The 17283-nt window shown below is 28.2% G+C and carries 17 protein-coding genes; 15 read left to right on the plus strand and 2 right to left on the minus strand.

Annotation, left to right across the window (positions count from 1 at the left end):
- Window positions 1-23: 23 nt before the first annotated feature.
- The 5 genes from tsaE to E0D94_RS03895 are packed head-to-tail and all read left to right on the plus strand — an operon-like array spanning window position 24 to window position 2647.
- The gene (gene tsaE, locus E0D94_RS03875; protein WP_130805989.1) at window positions 24-512 is read left to right on the plus strand and encodes a tRNA (adenosine(37)-N6)-threonylcarbamoyltransferase complex ATPase subunit type 1 TsaE; all 489 of its coding nucleotides are present in this window, start codon (window positions 24-26) and stop codon (window positions 510-512) included.
- Complete coding sequence (tsaB, locus tag E0D94_RS03880; protein WP_130805990.1) at window positions 481-1194, plus strand: tRNA (adenosine(37)-N6)-threonylcarbamoyltransferase complex dimerization subunit type 1 TsaB; 714 nt, start codon at window positions 481-483, stop codon at window positions 1192-1194. The genes tsaE and tsaB overlap by 32 nt, the downstream gene beginning before the upstream one ends.
- The gene (rimI, locus tag E0D94_RS03885) at window positions 1187-1639 is read left to right on the plus strand and encodes a ribosomal protein S18-alanine N-acetyltransferase (protein ID WP_130805991.1); all 453 of its coding nucleotides are present in this window, start codon (window positions 1187-1189) and stop codon (window positions 1637-1639) included. Before tsaB ends, rimI begins: the two co-directional genes overlap by 8 nt.
- 14 nt (window positions 1640-1653) lie before the next feature.
- Window positions 1654-2376, plus strand: a complete 723-nt coding sequence (locus E0D94_RS03890) for a YIP1 family protein (protein ID WP_130805992.1) — start codon at window positions 1654-1656, stop codon at window positions 2374-2376.
- A 49-nt stretch (window positions 2377-2425) separates the two neighbouring features.
- A complete protein-coding gene (locus tag E0D94_RS03895) occupies window positions 2426-2647 on the plus strand; it encodes a hypothetical protein (RefSeq protein WP_130805993.1) in 222 nt (73 codons plus the stop codon).
- A 35-nt stretch (window positions 2648-2682) separates the two neighbouring features.
- On the opposite strand, the gene E0D94_RS14720 is transcribed toward E0D94_RS03895, so the two are convergent.
- Window positions 2683-2859, minus strand: a complete 177-nt coding sequence (locus E0D94_RS14720) for a hypothetical protein (protein ID WP_165442855.1) — start codon at window positions 2857-2859, stop codon at window positions 2683-2685.
- A 101-nt stretch (window positions 2860-2960) separates the two neighbouring features.
- Between E0D94_RS14720 and tsaD the strand changes: the two genes are divergently transcribed.
- Both tsaD and E0D94_RS03905 read left to right on the plus strand, forming a co-directional pair.
- Window positions 2961-3980, plus strand: a complete 1020-nt coding sequence (gene tsaD / locus E0D94_RS03900; RefSeq protein WP_341274568.1) for a tRNA (adenosine(37)-N6)-threonylcarbamoyltransferase complex transferase subunit TsaD — start codon at window positions 2961-2963, stop codon at window positions 3978-3980.
- A gap of 39 nt (window positions 3981-4019) precedes the next feature.
- Window positions 4020-4220 carry a TM2 domain-containing protein gene (locus tag E0D94_RS03905; RefSeq protein ID WP_130805995.1) on the plus strand — a complete coding sequence of 67 codons (201 nt, stop codon included), beginning with the start codon at window positions 4020-4022 and terminating at the stop codon, window positions 4218-4220.
- 296 nt (window positions 4221-4516) lie between these two features.
- Here E0D94_RS03905 and E0D94_RS03910 read toward each other — a convergent pair whose 3' ends face one another.
- The gene (locus tag E0D94_RS03910; protein WP_130805996.1) at window positions 4517-6427 is read right to left on the minus strand and encodes an ABC-F family ATP-binding cassette domain-containing protein; all 1911 of its coding nucleotides are present in this window, start codon (window positions 6425-6427) and stop codon (window positions 4517-4519) included.
- Between the two features lie 222 nt (window positions 6428-6649).
- Between E0D94_RS03910 and E0D94_RS03915 the strand changes: the two genes are divergently transcribed.
- The 8 genes from E0D94_RS03915 to gdhA all read left to right on the plus strand — a co-directional run bounded on the left by E0D94_RS03915 (window position 6650) and on the right by gdhA (window position 17209).
- Window positions 6650-7279, plus strand: coding sequence for a redox-sensing transcriptional repressor Rex (locus E0D94_RS03915; protein ID WP_130805997.1), 630 nt, complete (start codon window positions 6650-6652; stop codon window positions 7277-7279).
- 41 nt (window positions 7280-7320) lie between these two features.
- Window positions 7321-9069, plus strand: a complete 1749-nt coding sequence (locus E0D94_RS03920) for a sigma 54-interacting transcriptional regulator (RefSeq protein WP_130805998.1) — start codon at window positions 7321-7323, stop codon at window positions 9067-9069.
- Between the two features lie 318 nt (window positions 9070-9387).
- The gene (locus tag E0D94_RS03925; RefSeq protein WP_130805999.1) at window positions 9388-10527 is read left to right on the plus strand and encodes an acyl-CoA dehydrogenase; all 1140 of its coding nucleotides are present in this window, start codon (window positions 9388-9390) and stop codon (window positions 10525-10527) included.
- Window positions 10528-10547: 20 nt separating this feature from the next.
- Complete coding sequence (locus tag E0D94_RS03930; protein ID WP_130806000.1) at window positions 10548-11333, plus strand: electron transfer flavoprotein subunit beta/FixA family protein; 786 nt, start codon at window positions 10548-10550, stop codon at window positions 11331-11333.
- A gap of 19 nt (window positions 11334-11352) precedes the next feature.
- Window positions 11353-12576, plus strand: coding sequence for an electron transfer flavoprotein subunit alpha (locus E0D94_RS03935; protein WP_130806001.1), 1224 nt, complete (start codon window positions 11353-11355; stop codon window positions 12574-12576).
- Between the two features lie 176 nt (window positions 12577-12752).
- A complete protein-coding gene (locus E0D94_RS03940; RefSeq protein ID WP_165442856.1) occupies window positions 12753-14834 on the plus strand; it encodes a methyl-accepting chemotaxis protein in 2082 nt (693 codons plus the stop codon).
- Window positions 14835-14907: 73 nt separating this feature from the next.
- Window positions 14908-15723, plus strand: coding sequence for a hypothetical protein (locus tag E0D94_RS03945; RefSeq protein WP_130806003.1), 816 nt, complete (start codon window positions 14908-14910; stop codon window positions 15721-15723).
- 142 nt (window positions 15724-15865) lie between these two features.
- A complete protein-coding gene (gdhA, locus tag E0D94_RS03950; protein WP_130806004.1) occupies window positions 15866-17209 on the plus strand; it encodes an NADP-specific glutamate dehydrogenase in 1344 nt (447 codons plus the stop codon).
- The last annotated feature ends 74 nt before the right edge of the window (window positions 17210-17283 follow it).

Genomic DNA, 17283 nt, shown 5'->3' on the forward strand with positions numbered 1-17283 from the left:
ATTAGGAAAGGAAAAGATTAAATATGATAAGAATAATTACAGAAAGTACAGAGCAAACAGAAAAATTAGGAAAATTAATAGGTAGTTTATTAAACTCAGGAGATGTTATTTGTTTAGATGGTGATTTAGGTGCAGGAAAAACTACACTTACTAAATCCATTGTAAAGGGTTTAGGAGTAGATGAATATGTAACAAGTCCTACATTTACCATAGTAAATGAATATGAGGGGAAAGTACATGTAAATCATTTTGATGTTTATAGAATATCAGATGTAGATGAGATGTATGATATAGGTTATGATGAATATATGGATTCAGAAAGTGTAAATATAATTGAATGGTCATCTATTATAAAGGAGATACTTCCAGAAGATAGAGTAGAAATAAATATAGAAAGATTAGAAGAAGACAATAAAAGAAAGTTTAATATAAACTTGATAGGTGAAAGATATAAAGAATTAATTGAGGAGTTGAAAAAACATGAAAATACTAGCAATAGAAAGTTCCTCTAGGGTAGCAACATGTGCAGTAATGGATGATGAAACTTTACTAGGTGAATATATAATAAATGACAATATGACTCATTCGGTGAAATTAATGCCTAGTATAAAGACACTAATGGATAATTTAGGTCTAAAACCAGAAGATATTGATATATATGCAGCAGGAATAGGTCCAGGATCTTTTACTGGACTTAGAATAGGATTAGCAAGTATTAAGGCAATGACACATGCTCATGATAAAAAGACAGTAGGCATACCAACAATTGATGCTTTAGCATTTAATATACCATTTGCAGATGGAATTATAGTTCCCATGATGGATGCTAGACGTGATAGAGTATATACTGGAATATATAAATGGGTAGATGGTAAATTTAATATTTGTATGGAACAAGATGTTTTAGAATTAGAAAATATAATAGAAATACTTGAAAAAAGAGATGAAAATATCATTATAAATGGAGATGTAGAATCTAAATATGGTAGCATATTGAAAAGTAAATTAGGTGATAGAATAATATTTTCAACTAATTCTACAAGAATGCCAAGGGCATCATCAGTAGCAGAACTTGCATTTAGAAAAGTTAAAAATGGTGAAGATATAGATTATAAATTATTAGTTCCTGAATATTTAAGAAAATCTCAAGCAGAAAGACAATATGATGAGAAGATGAAGAAAAAAGATGAATAATATAGTAATTAGAAATATGGAATATAGAGATATTGATAATATATTAGAATTAGAAAATATGTCATTTTCAACTCCATGGTCAAAAGAATCCTTTATAAAAGAGATAAAAGAAAATAAACTTGCAAGATATATAGTCGCTAAAGGTGATGATAAAATAGTTGGTTATGGAGGAATGTGGCTTATACTTGATGAAGCTCATATTACAAACATTGCAGTTCATCCTGAATATAGGGGAGAGGGTATAGGCAATAAATTATTAAATGGCCTTGTAGAGATTTCTAAAGAAATGATGATAAAAAGGATGACACTTGAAGTTAGAAAATCTAATTATCCTGCTATAAAATTATATAAAAACAATGATTTTATAGAAGTGGGAATTAGACCTGGATATTATTCTGATACAAATGAAGATGCAATTATTATGTGGAAAGAAGTTTTATTTTAAAAGGAGTGTTTTTTATGAGTGATAATTTTAATGAATTTATAGATTATAGTGATGCACGGGAACTTACAATGAAAGAAAAGATAAAAGATGTATTTACAAATCCAATAGAATTGTTTAAAAGTATAAAATTTTATCCAAATTTAAAATTACCTATAATAATTATATTAGTAATTTCATTTTTAGCAGCATTTATTGAAATAAGTTCTACTGATTTTATAAGCAGCATGATAGATAGTGCAAAACAAAGTGGTCAACCTATTCCAAATGACTCTCAATTAGAAATTTATAAATATATGACAATTGCTTTAGCTGGAGTAATGCCTTTAGTTGTAATTGGTTTCAAGGCATTTATGATAACAGGACTTTCTGTACTTGTAGGAGGAGATGGAGATACAAAAGAAGGTATGCTTGTAACTAGTTATTCATATATACCTATAGTTCTTGGAACATTAATTGCCAGAACAATAGTATATTTCACAAATTTTGATGTTTTTAAATTTAATTTAGCCCAAATATTACCTGCATCATTAGAAGGATCTCTATTTTTTGGAATAGCTTTAAGTATAGATGTTTTTATAATATGGTATCTTGTATTATCATTTATTGGTACAAAATATATATTTGAAATTTCATATAAAAAGGCAATATTACCAGTACTTATCCCTTGGATTTTTTGGGTTATATTTTATGCAGGAGTGTATGTTTTAACAAGTGGTGGTTTAAATCTTGGAATATAATTTTCTAAAATAGTTATACTAAAGATATAACTATTTGGGAGATGATAAATTGAGTGATATAAATATGGCAAATAAAGATCAATTAAAAAATATAGCTGAAAGATGTAGTAAATATAATTTTGAAGAAAATCAAAACCTAAGGTCAGAAGTAAAATCTATGGGGGAAGAGACTATTAGTTGTGAAAATTGCAAACATTTTAATGCAAATCATAAATGTAATCTAAATCTTATAGATCAAATTTTATCAAGTATGGATGTAAAGTTAGATTAGGACACCTAATTAGGTGTCCTAATATTTTTTATTACTTATCTAAATTCGTTTTTTCTTTTATCAAAATGAATTTTATCTCTTTTAGGATTTGTAAATTCATTCATATTATTATAAAGAGATAAATCACCAAAGGCAGTTGCTTTATATAATTCTTTGAAAAAACTATTATTCTTATCTACACCATCATATCCTATATGTCTATTTTTTGGCATAAAATCACACTCCTTTTAAAGTGATTAAAATTAGTTTTTGTAGAACTTGTTTATAATATTCAACATGGTATATAATTAAATTAAATAGTTTTGGAGGGATAATTTTGAAAAATGTAATTACATTGGGAGTAGAAACTTCTTGTGATGAAACTTCAATAGCAATAGTTAGAAATGGACGAGAAGTTTTAACTAATAGAATATCTTCACAAATAGATCTTCATAAAAAATTTGGAGGAGTAGTTCCAGAAGTAGCTTCTAGAAAACATATTGAAACAATAGATTATATATTGGATGATGCTTTAAATGAAGCAAAGTTATCATTAAATGATATAGATAATATAGCAGTAACATATGGACCTGGTCTTGTAGGTGCTCTTTTAGTTGGTTTATCATATGCTAAAGCACTTAGTTTTGCACTAGATAAGCCATTAATTGGAGTTAATCATATAGAAGGGCATATTAGTGCAAATTATATAGAATATCCAGATCTTAAGCCGCCTTTTGTATGTCTTATAGTATCAGGTGGACATTCACATTTAGTTTATATAAAAGATTATGGAAAATATGAAATATTAGGTCGAACTCGAGATGATGCTGCAGGTGAAGCATTTGATAAAATAGCAAGAGCTATGAATTTAGGTTATCCAGGTGGTCCAATCATTGATGATCTAGCAAAAAAGGGAAATAAAGATGCAATAGATTTTCCAAGAAGTTATTTAGAGGAAGATAGCTTTGATTTTAGTTTCAGTGGTCTTAAGTCAGCAGTATTAAATTACCTTAATAGCATGAAGCAAAAAGGTGAAAATATAGTTGTAGAAGATGTATGTGCAAGCTTTCAAAATGCTGTAATAGAGGTATTAGTTGATAAAACAGTTAAATTAGCTAAAATGAAAAATTCTAAAATAATAGCTATAGCTGGAGGAGTAGCATCAAATAGTGGACTTCGTGAATTAATGCAGAAGAAAGCTTTGGAATATAATATAGAGGTTAAATATCCATCAAGAGTATTATGTACTGATAATGCAGCTATGATTGCATCAGCTGGATATTATAATTATATAAATAATAAGTATTCTGACCTTAGTTTAAATGCAGTTCCAAATTTAAAACTAGGAGATTAGGGTATAATTATTGTAATAAAACATATAAAGGATGGTTATATGAAAAATAAGTTTATTGCAGGATTGCTTGCTATATTTCTAGGTGGCTTTGGTATTCATAAATTTTATCTTGGACAAACTGGACAAGGAATATTTATGTTATTATTTGCATGGACTGGAATACCAGAAATAATAGGGATTATTCAAGGAATATTATTGTTAGTAATGACTCAGAAAGAATTTGATAGAAAGTATAATTAATGTATTATGTTAACTTGAAAATTGAATTTTGGCGAAAGATATAATAACATGACTTTTCCACAATGTTTACAGTTTTATCTACAAATTCTGTGGATAATGTGGAAAAGAACTCTGAAATAGGTATGTTCTAAAAGAAAATGTTAATAAGTTTGGGGATTATGTGTATAAAATGTGGATTATTTGTATATAATCTTTAATTTATGCCCAATTATATTTAAACAGATATAATTAGCACGCATGTTTGGTAAACAATAATCTTTTTTTAATGATAAAATAAGACAAAATGCTACTTTCTATTAATCTGAAAGTAGCATTTCCCATTCATTATATAAATATTCTAATTTTTCATTTATTATTTTACTTTGTTTTATGTTTTCAGTACTTTTTCCAGGGTCTGAATATATTTCAGGTAAACACATATCATATTCTAATTGATTTAATTGTTTTTCATAATCAGAAATTTGTTTTTCTATTTCTTTAATTTTCTTTTTTTTCTTTTTTTCATTACGTATTTTTTCTTTTTGTTTTTTTTGTTCATTTTTTAATTGAGTTTTTGTTTTAGTAGGTTTATTTTCTTCAACATCTATTATTGCATTCTTTTTTTCAATATAGTAATCATAATTTCCTAGGTATTCTTCTAAACCTTCGTTAGTTAATTCAAGTATTTTGTCTGTTACTTTATTTAGAAAATATCTATCATGAGATATGACAAATAAAGTACCTGTATAATCTATTAAAGCATCTTCTAATGATTCCTTTGAATCAATATCTAAATGATTTGTTGGCTCGTCCATGAGCAGAAAATTAGCTTTAGAAAGCATTAGTTTCATAAGAGACAATCTACTTTTTTCTCCACCACTAAGTGTAGATATTTCTTTGAATATATCATCACCAGTAAATAAAAATCTGGCTAAAATACTTCTAATAGTATAATGATCAAATGATGGGTTTTCATCCCAAATTTCATCTACTATTGTTTTATTAGTATTTAAGTTTGTTTGTTCTTGATCATAATATGCTGCATTCACTTTGTGGCCAATATTTATTTTTCCACTATCTGCTTCTATGTTTTTTAATATTATGTTGAAAAGTGTTGTTTTACCTACTCCATTTGGTCCTATTAGCCCTACTTTTTCTTCTCTATATATATTAAAGGAAACATTTTTAAATAACTCATTTTCTCCAAAGGATTTTGATATGTCTTCTACTTTTAAAACATCATCACCACTTTTTATCTTAGGTTCAAATTTTATTTTGGAACGACCATCTATAGATTTAGGTTTATCTAAAACATTTATTTTATCAATCATTTTTTGTCTACTTTTAGATTGTCTAATGGCTCTTTTACCACCTAATGCAAGCTTTCTTATTTTTTCTTTTTCATCTTTTATTTCTTTTTGTTGATTTTCATAATCTTTATTTTTTAGTTCTATTATTTTTTTTCTCTTTTTCATGAATGTACTATAGTTTCCATTATATATTTGAAGTTTTCTATTTTCTAATTCAAATATTTTAGTAACAGTAGAATCTAAAAAATATCTGTCATGAGATATTATAATTGCAGCTCCATTATATTCTTTTATATATTTTTCTAACCAATTTATTGCATCAATATCTAGGTGATTAGTAGGTTCATCTAATAATAATAAATTTGGTTTTTTAAGTAATAGTTTTGCAAGTAGAACTCTTGATTTTTGACCACCACTTAAGTTATTTATAGGCTTATAGAATTCTTCTTCTGAAAAACCAAGTCCCTTTAATACACCTTTAATTTCACTACTATATGCATATCCATTTTTTTCATTAAATTCTTCTGATAATCTAGAATATTTATTCATAAGTTTGTCCATTTGTTCTAAGTTATCAGATTTACTTTTTTCACTTATTTCTATTTCTAATTTTCTTATACTTTTTTCTAAATCAATAATATCTTTAAATTCTTCTAAAGCTTCATCATATACTGTTTTTTCACTTTCAAATAATGTGTTTTGTTTTAAATAACCTAATTTAGTTTCATTTGCAATATATATTTCTCCACTGTCCATAGAAATTTCATCTATTAATATTTTAAAAAGTGTAGATTTTCCAGCACCGTTTAAGCCTACTAATCCAACTTTTTCTTTTTCATTTATTGCAAAAGATATATCCTCTAAAATTGGTTCTCCAATATAAGACTTATTTATATTATTACATGATAAGATTATCATTTTTTTCACTCCTTATTTCTTATCCTATTATATATGATATTTTTTTTGAAGTACAGTTTTTAAAAATAGATATAATTGGGTATAGTATTAAGAATGGTATATAAACTTTGATAATTATATAAAAATCTAGTATAATAATCTTAGTGCAAAATTTGACGCATGCTAATGTTATGTTATATAATTAACATATTTATAAATTTGAATGAATGAGAGGGATTAGGAATGAAAAATAAAAATGTTTCTATGGCTGTAATAAGAAGATTGCCGAAATATTATAGATATCTATCTGAACTTTTAGAAAATGATATTAAAAGGATTTCATCAAAGGAGCTAAGTAAACTTACAGATTTTACTGCTTCTCAGATAAGACAAGATTTAAATAATTTTGGTGGATTTGGACAACAAGGTTATGGTTATAATGTAGAAGATCTACAAAGAGAATTAGGGAAAATTTTAGGATTAGATAAAACATATCGTGCTGTACTAATAGGAGCAGGTAATTTAGGTCAAGCAATTGCAAATTACAGAGGATTTTCAGATTCAGGATTTGAAATTTTAGGTATATTTGATAAAAATCCTAAAGTAACAGGAAAAAAGTTAAGAGATGTAGAAGTTAAGGCTATGGAAGATATGGGTGAGTTTATAAAAGAGAATGATATTGAAATAGGCATTATATGTACACCTAAAGAAGGTAGTCAAGAAATAGCTGATACTTTAGTAGAAAGTGGAGTTACAGGTATTTGGAACTTTGCTCCAGCAGATCTAAAAGTACCAGAAAATATAACAGTTGAAGATGTACATTTAAATGAAAGTTTATTTACATTATCTTATCTTTTAAAAGAGAAAAAATAAAGGCCGTCTTATAGATGGCCTTTTCTAATATGGAGGAAATTATGAAAGTAAATGATGTAATGACTAGAAATCCTATAACTATAAATCAAGATAAACAAATAATATATGCTGCAAGATTAATGTATGATAATAAGATAGACTCTTTACCTGTATTAGATTCTAGAGGAGAACTTATAGGAATTTTTCAAAAAGAAAACTTATATTATGCTATAGCAAATAATATAGATTTGCATAGTGAAATTAAAGATATAATGAATAAGGACATCAAATGGATTTATCCAGATCAAGATACAGATAAAATATTAGATATGAATATGGGTAGGAATTTAGTATTAGATAAAGAAAATAATTTAGTAGGAGTTTTGACAAATACTGATTTATTAAAAGCGTATTATAATACAAATAATGTAATTAACAGGAAGTTAGATACAGAAAAAAACTTAACTGGAACATTAAAGACTATATTAAATAATGCATATGACGGAATAGTTGTAATTGATAAAAATAGAAAAATAACTATGATAAATCATTCTTATGCAAAATTTTTGAATGTTGATAAAGATGAGGTAATAGGAAAAGATGTTACAGATGTAATAGAAAATACAAGACTTCATGTAATACTTGATACAGGAGAGTCAGAAATTGGAGAAATACAAAAAATAGGTTCAAGAAATATTGTAGCTATGAGAATACCAATTATTGAAGAAGGTAAAGTAGTTGGTGCAATAGGGAAAATTATGTTTAGAGATATACAACAGGTAAATTCTCTTGCTAAAAAATTAAATGTTATTGAAAATGAACTTAAATATTATAAGAAAGAGCTTATAAAGGAAAGAAGAGCTAAATATTCATTTGAAAATATACCTTCAAACAGTGATACTATGAATAAAGTAAAGTTACTTGCACAAAAATCTTCAAAAAGTAACTCTACAATACTTATAGTAGGTGAGAGTGGTACAGGTAAAGAGTTATTTGCTCATTCTATTCATAATGCAAGTCCAAGAAAATTAAAACCCTTTGTAAAAATGAATTGTGCTGCAATACCAGAGGATTTATTAGAATCAGAACTATTCGGATATGAAGAGGGTGCATTCACTGGTTCAAAAAAAGGTGGAAAAATAGGAAAATTTAAATTAGCTGATGGAGGTACTATTTTCTTAGATGAAATAGGGGATATGCCATTAAATATGCAAGCTAAGATACTTAGAGTTTTACAAGAAAAAGAGTTGGAACCAATTGGCTCTAATAAAACATATCCAATCGATGTGAGAGTTATATCTGCTACAAATAGAGATCTAAGCAGTATGATTAGAAAAGGTGAATTTAGAGAAGATTTATATTATAGAATAAATGTCATAAAACTTAATATTCCTCCTTTACGAGAAAGAAAAGAAGATTTAGATATTTTAATAGATATACTGTTAGAAAAACATAAAGGGGATGTAGGTAAATATATTAAAGGAATATCTGATGGAGCTAGGAATATTTTAAAGACATACCATTGGCCTGGTAATGTAAGACAACTTGAAAATGTACTTGAAAGAGCTATAAATATTGTTGAGTCAGGATGTGAGATAGATATTTCTCATTTACCTGAATATATAAGAGGAAAAAATAATAATAATGAAGATACTAGCTTTTCACTAAAAAAAGCAGTAGAAATTACTGAGAGGAATACAATAATAAATGCTCTCGAACTTACAAGTGGAAATAGAGTACATGCAGCAAAAATACTAAATATTAGTAGGTCTTCTTTATATGAAAAAATGGATAAATATAAGATAGAATAAAAGCTTAGGGAAACCTAAGCTTTTATTCTGTCCTAATTTCCATACAGTGTATAAAAATTAACACACTCTATCTTTGTCTTGTAATTAACAATAGTGTCAGAGGTTTTTATTTGAAGTGTATAAAAAACAACACAGATTTAGTTATATAATTAACAATAAAACAGAGTTATTATTTTCAATAAAAAATATATAACATAGTAATTTAAGCATTTATAAATAAAAATTGATATTTTTTTATCTATTGGCACGTATTATGCATTATAAATATACGAAAAGAAAAAGCAAATAATTGTTTTATATATTTAAGGAGGGTAAAAAATGAATTTCAGTCTAAATGATGAGCAAAAAATGATTAGAAAAGTCATGGAAGAATTTTCTGAAAAAGAAGTTAAACCTATTGCAGCAGAAATAGATGAAACTGAAAGATTTCCAAAAGAAACAGTTGAAAAGATGGCTAAAGCCGAAATGTTAGGAATACCATTTCCTAAAGAATATGGTGGAGCAGGTGGAGATGAGATTGCTTATGCTATAGCAGTAGAAGAGCTATCTAAGAAATGTGGTACTACAGGTGTTATATTATCAGCACATACATCACTTGGTGCATGGCCAATATATAAATATGGTACAGAGGAACAAAAGCAAAAATATTTAAAACCTCTTGCAGAAGGAAAATCAATAGGAGCATTTGGTTTAACAGAGCCTAATGCTGGTACTGATGCAGCTGGTCAACAAACAGTTGCAAAATTAGAAGGAGATCATTATATATTAAATGGTTCAAAAGTATTTATTACAAATGGTGGCCAAGCAGATATTTATATCATAATGGCTATGACAGATAAATCTAAAGGTACTCGCGGTATAAGTGCATTTATAGTTGAAGCAGGCTATGAAGGATTTAAAATTGGTAAAAAAGAAGATAAATTAGGTATAAGAGCATCAGCTACAACAGAATTAATATTCCAAAATGTAAAAGTTCCTAAAGAAAATTTATTAGGTTCTGAAGGAAAAGGATTTAAAATAGCAATGTCTACTCTTGATGGAGGAAGAATTGGTATTGCTGCTCAAGCACTAGGAATTGCTCAAGGTGCTATGGATGAAGCAGTAAACTATGTAAAAGAAAGAGAACAATTTGGTAGACCAATAGCAAAATTCCAAGGATTACAATGGATGATAGCAGAAATGGAAACTAAAATTAATGCAGCGAGATTACTTGTATATAATGCAGCAGATAAAAAGGCAAAAGGTCTTTCTTATGGAAAAGAAGCTGCTATGGCAAAACTTTATGCATCAGAAGTTGCAATGGAAGTTACTACAAAAGCAGTTCAATTACATGGTGGATATGGATATACAAAAGATTATCCAGTAGAAAGAATGATGAGAGATGCTAAGATTACAGAGATATATGAAGGAACTTCAGAAGTTCAAAAAATGGTTATAGCTGGAAATGTATTAGCTTAAAAATGATAGGAGGAAAGAGGATGAATATTATTGTATGTATAAAGCAAGTTCCTGATACAAATGAAGTAAGAATAGATAAAAAAACAGGAACTCTTATAAGAGAAGGCGTTCCAAGTATAATAAATCCTGATGATAAAAATGCTTTGGAAGAAGCTTTAAGATTAAAAGATAAATATAATGCAAATGTAACAGTACTAACTATGGGACCACCTCAAGCAAAGTTAGCTTTAAAAGAAGCTTTAGCTATGGGAGCAGATGATGCTATATTATTAAGTGATAGAGCGTTTGCTGGAGCAGACACTTGGGCAACATCTACTACCCTTGCTGGAGCAATAAAAAGATTAGGTGATTTTGATATCATATTCTGTGGAAGACAAGCAATAGATGGTGATACAGCACAAGTTGGACCACAAATTGCAGAGCATCTTGATTTGCCACAAATAACATATGTTGAAAAATTAGATGTAGAAGGAGATGCAGTAATAGCTCATAGAGCAATAGAAGATGGATATTATAAAATAAAGACAAATATGCCAGTACTTCTTACTGCAATAGGTGAATTAAATGAACCTAGATATCCTTCAATTAGAGGAATATATGATGCATTTAGAGAAAAAGAAATAAAAGTATGGTCATTAGATGACATCATAGTTGATAATACACAAATAGGACTTAAAGGATCTCCAACACAAGTTAAGAAATCATTCACACCAGCTACAAAAGGTGCTGGAGAACAATTAGAAGGAACAACTGACGAAAAAGTAAGAAACTTAATAGTTAGACTTAAAGAAAGACAAATAATATAAAACCAAAGGAGGGACAATAATGGCTATAAGAGTAATAACAGACAAATGTATTGGTTGTGGAATATGCGTAAAAGTATGTCCATTTGATGCTATAGATATGATTGATAAAAAAGCAACTATAAAGGATAATTGTACACTTTGTGGACAATGTGTTGAAGCTTGTCCAGTGGATGCAATAGTTAAAGATGAAGAAGAGGTACAAAGTAAAATTAATATAGATGACTATAAAGGAGTATGGGTATTTGCAGAGCAAAGATCTGGTGAAGTATTAAATGTTTCTATAGAGCTCCTTGGTGAAGGAAGAAAAATAGCAGATAAAAGAGGAGTAGAATTAAGTGCTGTATTATTAGGTAAAGATTTAGATGAAAATGCTGAAAAACTAATTAAATATGGTGCAGACAAAGTTCTAAAAGTAGATCATGAAAAATTAGAAAATTATACTACAGATGCTTATGCTAAGGTAATATCTGATCTTATAGAAGATAAAAAGCCTGAAATAATGTTAATAGGTGCTACAACAATTGGTAGAGATTTAGGACCAAGAGTATCAGCTAAAGTAGCTACAGGACTTACAGCAGACTGTACTCGTTTAGAAATAGATGAAGAAGATGGAAAATTACTTCAAACACGTCCAGCTTTTGGTGGTAATTTAATGGCTACAATAGTTTGCCCAAATAACAGACCACAAATGTCTACAGTTAGACCTGGAGTTATGGAAAAAGCTAAGTACAATGAAAATGCAGTAGGAACTATAGAAAATATTGAAATAGAATTTAAAGATGGAGATCTTAAAACAGAAGTATTAGAAATAGTTAAATCTGAAAAAGAAACAGTAGCTCTTGATGAAGCACCAATAATTGTTGCTGGTGGTAGAGGAGTTCAAACAGGTGAAGGATTTGAATTACTTGAAAAATTAGCAGAAAAATTAGGTGGAGTAGTAGGAGCATCTCGTGCAGCAGTAGATGAAGGATGGATTGAGCATTCTCACCAAGTAGGTCAAACTGGAACTACAGTAAGACCAAAATTATATATTGCAGCAGGAATATCAGGTGCTATACAGCATTTAGCTGGTATGCAATCTTCTGATTGTATTGTAGCAATAAATAAAAACCCTGATGCACCAATATTTAAAGTTGCAGACTATGGTATTGTAGGAGACTTATTTGAAGTACTTCCAGAATTATTAGAAGCTCTTGACAATGTAGATGATATAGTAACAGCTTTAAAGGCGGTAGAATCTTAAATTAAGGCAGTTGATTTCTAAAAGTTACAGCTGACCAAAATAATTTTAAAATAGTCTAGTTAAATTTAACTAGACTATTTTTTATGTCAAAAATAATATTAATTTTATTAAAAAAAATTAATATTACTAAAAAAAGTACGAAATATGTCGATAAGTATAATGGAGGTGGGGAAAAATTGAAACAATTCAAAAAAATATTATCAAAATTTAAACAAGGGGGTAAAGTTGAAAAGAAAAAAACAACAGGAAAAAAGAGTCTAACTAAAAAAGTGGTAACATTAATAATAGTAATAATACTTTTAACAGTATCATATGTTGGAACTTCTTCATTTTTAGTGACTAGTAACTCATTAAAAGGGGAGTTACAAGATACATCAAAAATATTCACAGATGAAGTGAAAGTTACTATGGATAATTATTTTTCAAGTTATGAAAAGAGTTTAAATATTATATCAAACGATCCAATTTTTACAGAATTAGAGATACCAGAAGGAGAGACAGAATTAAGTCCTGAACAAGTAGAGAAAGTCTCAAATTCATTAGGAAGATATTATAATACATATAATGAAATAATAAGTATATATTTTGGAGATATAAATGGTGGTTTTTATGATTTTCCTATAACTGATTTGGGAGAAACTTCTTATGATCCAACTACTAGACCTTGGTATAACTTAGCAAAAGAGTCTAATAGTTTAGTTTGGAATGAACCTTATATAGATGAAGATACAAAAGATACAGTAATAACACTTTCTAATCCTGTATACAATGGAGATAAATTAGTTGGAGTAATAGCTATAGACTTATCTTTAGCTGTTATAAATGAAAGATTAGCTGAGATAGATTTTGGTGAAAATACACAACTTATTCTATTAGATAAAAGTAACAACATAATGACACATCCAAATAGTGAATTGATTGGTAAGGAAGTTCCTGTTGAAAAATTAAAAAAAGCCGTAGAAGAAAAAAAATCAGGTTTAGTAGAATATTCAATGGTAGAAGACGGAAAAGAACAGGATAAATTTACAACATTTGATACAATAGATAGATTAGATTGGAAGGTTTTAAATGCTACATATATGAGTGAAATAAGAGATGAATTAGAAAAGATTCTATTGTATACAATAGAAATAGCTGTAGTTGTATTATTGATAGGAAGTATAATAGCAATATTCTTTTCTAGAAGAATAACAAAACCTATAAACAAATTAGTAGATGATATGGAAAAGGTGAAAAAAGGTGATTTTACTGTACAATCAGATGTAAAGTCTAATGATGAAATTGGAATATTATCTGATACATTTAATCTGATGATAGAAGAAGTTAAAAATCTTATAAAAGGTTCAAGAAATGTATCTATGGAAGTAATTAGTTCTTCTCAAGAATTAGCAGCTACATCAGAGCAAACTAGTGCTTCTGCTGAAGAAGTAGCACGCACAGTGGAAGAAATAGCAAAGGGAGCATCTGAGCAAGCAGGGGATGCAGAAACTGGAGCACAGATGGTTTCAGGATTTGGAGATAAAATAAATGAACTTGTTACAAGTAGTGAAGAGATAATGAATTCTACTAAAGATGTAATGGATTTGAATATAAATGGTGTAGAAGCAGTAGAAACATTAAAGAAAGAAAATGTAGATAATAAGACTAGTACAGAAAATATAGAAAAAGCAGTACTTGAATTAAATGATAAATCTAAAAACATAGGAAATATATTACAAACTATTACATCAATAGCAGAGCAGACAAATTTACTTGCACTAAATGCATCTATAGAAGCTGCAAGAGCAGGAGAGCATGGAAAAGGTTTTGCAGTTGTTGCAAATGAAATAAGACAACTTGCAGAAGGATCTGGAAAAGCAGCAGATGAAATTAGAGAAATAATAGTTGGAATTCAAACTCAAAGTAAAAATACAGTAAATGTTATGAATGATGTAAAGGAAAGTTCAATTAAACAAGGAGATGCAGTAGAAAAAGTTAATGATAGTTTTGGAAAAATATCATTAAAAATTGATGATATATCAAGTAGAATTGAAGGAATGGATGATGCTATAAAATCTATCGAAAGTGGAAAAGATAAATTAATAGATTCTATACAAAATATATCATCTGTATCAGAAGAGACAGCTGCAGCTTCAGAAGAAGTAAGTGCTTCAATGCAACAACAAACTTCTGCAGTAGAACAAGTGGCAGTACTTGCTAATAATTTAAATAGTTTAGCAGATAAGCTAAATAATCAAATTGATAGATTTAAAGTGTAAATTTAAAAGGAATTAGCATATGCTGATTCCTTTTGTTATAATATTTTATATCTAAAGTTTTGAGGTGATTTATATGAAGGTTTATGCCTTAGTAGGAGAAAGTGGAACAGGAAAAAGCTATAAAGCTATAAATGTTGCAAAGGATAAGAAAATTAAATATATATTAGATGATGGATTACTTATAAAAGGAGCAAAAGTAATGGCAGGTAAATCTGCTAAAAGAGAAAACTCAACTATTAGTGCAGTGAAAAGAGCATTATTTATGGATAATAAGCATAAAAAAGAAGTAATGGACGTATTAAAAGCAGATGCTCCAGATAAAATTTTGATACTTGGTACTTCAGATAGAATGGTAGAAAGAATTGCAGACACATTAGAACTACCTAAAATATCTAAAAAAATTTATATAAATCAAATATCTAAAAAAGAAGAAATACTAATTGCAAAAAATTCTAGACAAAAAGAAGGAAAGCATATAATACCAGTACCTACATTTGAAGTTAAAAAGGATTTTTCAGGATATTTTATTGATACACTTAAAATATTTAGAAGGAAAGATGAAAAAAATAAAGAAGATATTTATGAAAAAACTGTAGTAAGACCTACATTTAGTTATCTCGGTAAATATACTATATCCAATGGAGTACTTAAAGATTTAATAAAAATTGCAGCCTATAAATTATCTAATGTAGAAAGAATAAATAATATTTATATAAAAAACAATATTCATGGTATAGAAATAAATGTAGATATAAATATTGATAAATTAGAAATCTTACCTTTATTTATAGAGAAATTACAAAAATATATAATTGAAGAAATAGAGTATACTACTTCTTTAAATGTATTAGGTGTTAATGTTAATATAAAAAAAGTTATGAATCCTTAATATTTATTTACAAAAAAATTTTCTTATGTTATCATAAGATTGTATTGAAAGGCAATACATGTGAAAAGGTTTTCATAGTTTATTTTTGGTTAATATAGTTACATAATATATTAATAGTTCAAAAAAAGGGAGGAGTTTTTTAATGTCTTATGTAGAAGAGGTAATTGAGAAAGTAAAGCAGAGGAATGCAAACGAACCAGAATTTATTCAAACAATAGAAGAGGTTTATAGTACATTAGAACCAGTATTAGAAAATCATCCGGAATATGTTGAAGCAAATATATTAGAAAGAATGGCTGAACCTGAAAGACAAATATCTTTTAAAGTAGCTTGGCAAGATGATGAAGGTAAAATTCAAATTAATCGTGGTATGAGAGTTCAATTTAACGGAGCAATAGGACCATATAAAGGTGGATTAAGATTCCATCCATCAGTATATTCAGGTATTATAAAGTTTTTAGGATTTGAACAAACATTTAAAAATTCACTTACAGGTCTTCCAATGGGTGGAGGTAAAGGTGGTTCTGATTTTGACCCAAGAGGTAAATCTGATCGTGAGATAAGAAATTTCTGTGAAGCTTATATGACTGAATTATATAGACATATTGGACCAGATGTAGATATTCCAGCAGGGGATATAGGTGTAAGTGCTAGAGAAATAGGATATTTATATGGACAATATAGAAGAATAAGAGGCGCATTTGAAAATGGGGTTATAACAGGTAAAGGATTATCATATGGTGGAAGTTTAATAAGACCAGAAGCAACAGGTTTTGGTGCTGCATACTTTATGAATGAAATATTAAATTATCATGGAGATACATTTGAAGGTAAAACAGTATCTGTTTCTGGATTTGGTAATGTATCTTGGGGTATAGTTCAAAAAATAAATGAGCTAGGTGGAAAGGTAGTTACACTTTCAGGACCAGATGGATATATTTATGATCCAGATGGAATATCTGGTGAAGAGAAAATAAACTATATGGTTGAAATGAGAATGTCAGGTAGAGATAAAGTAAAAGATTATGCTGATAAATTTGGAGTAGAATATTTTGAAGGAGAAAAACCATGGGGTGTTAAAGTTGATATAGCGATGCCTTGTGCAACTCAAAATGAAGTTCATATGGAAGATGCTAAGAAAATGGTAGAGAATGGATTAAAATACTACTGTGAAGTATCAAATATGCCTACAACAAATGATGCACTTAAATATTTACAAGAACAAGGATTAATAGTAGGTCCTTCAAAAGCAGCAAATGCTGGTGGAGTTGCATGTTCTGGACTTGAAATGGCACAAAATAGCTTAAGATTATCATGGACAGAAGAAGAAGTAGACCAAAACTTACAAAAAATAATGAAAGATATACATGAAAATGCTCGTTTTGCAGCAGAAAAAAATGGATTTGGATATAATCTAGTAGCTGGTGCAAATATTGCAGGATTCTTAAAAGTAGCAGAAGCAATGATGGCTCAAGGAATATATTAATATATAAAAGGTCCCTTTAAAAGGGACCTTTTACTATTGTATAGGTTTAAAAATATCCTATTAGGGTAATTATC

Origin of the sequence: Senegalia massiliensis, assembly GCF_900626135.1 — a bacterium.
GTDB classification, from domain to species: Bacteria; Bacillota; Clostridia; order Tissierellales; family SIT17; genus Anaeromonas; species Anaeromonas massiliensis.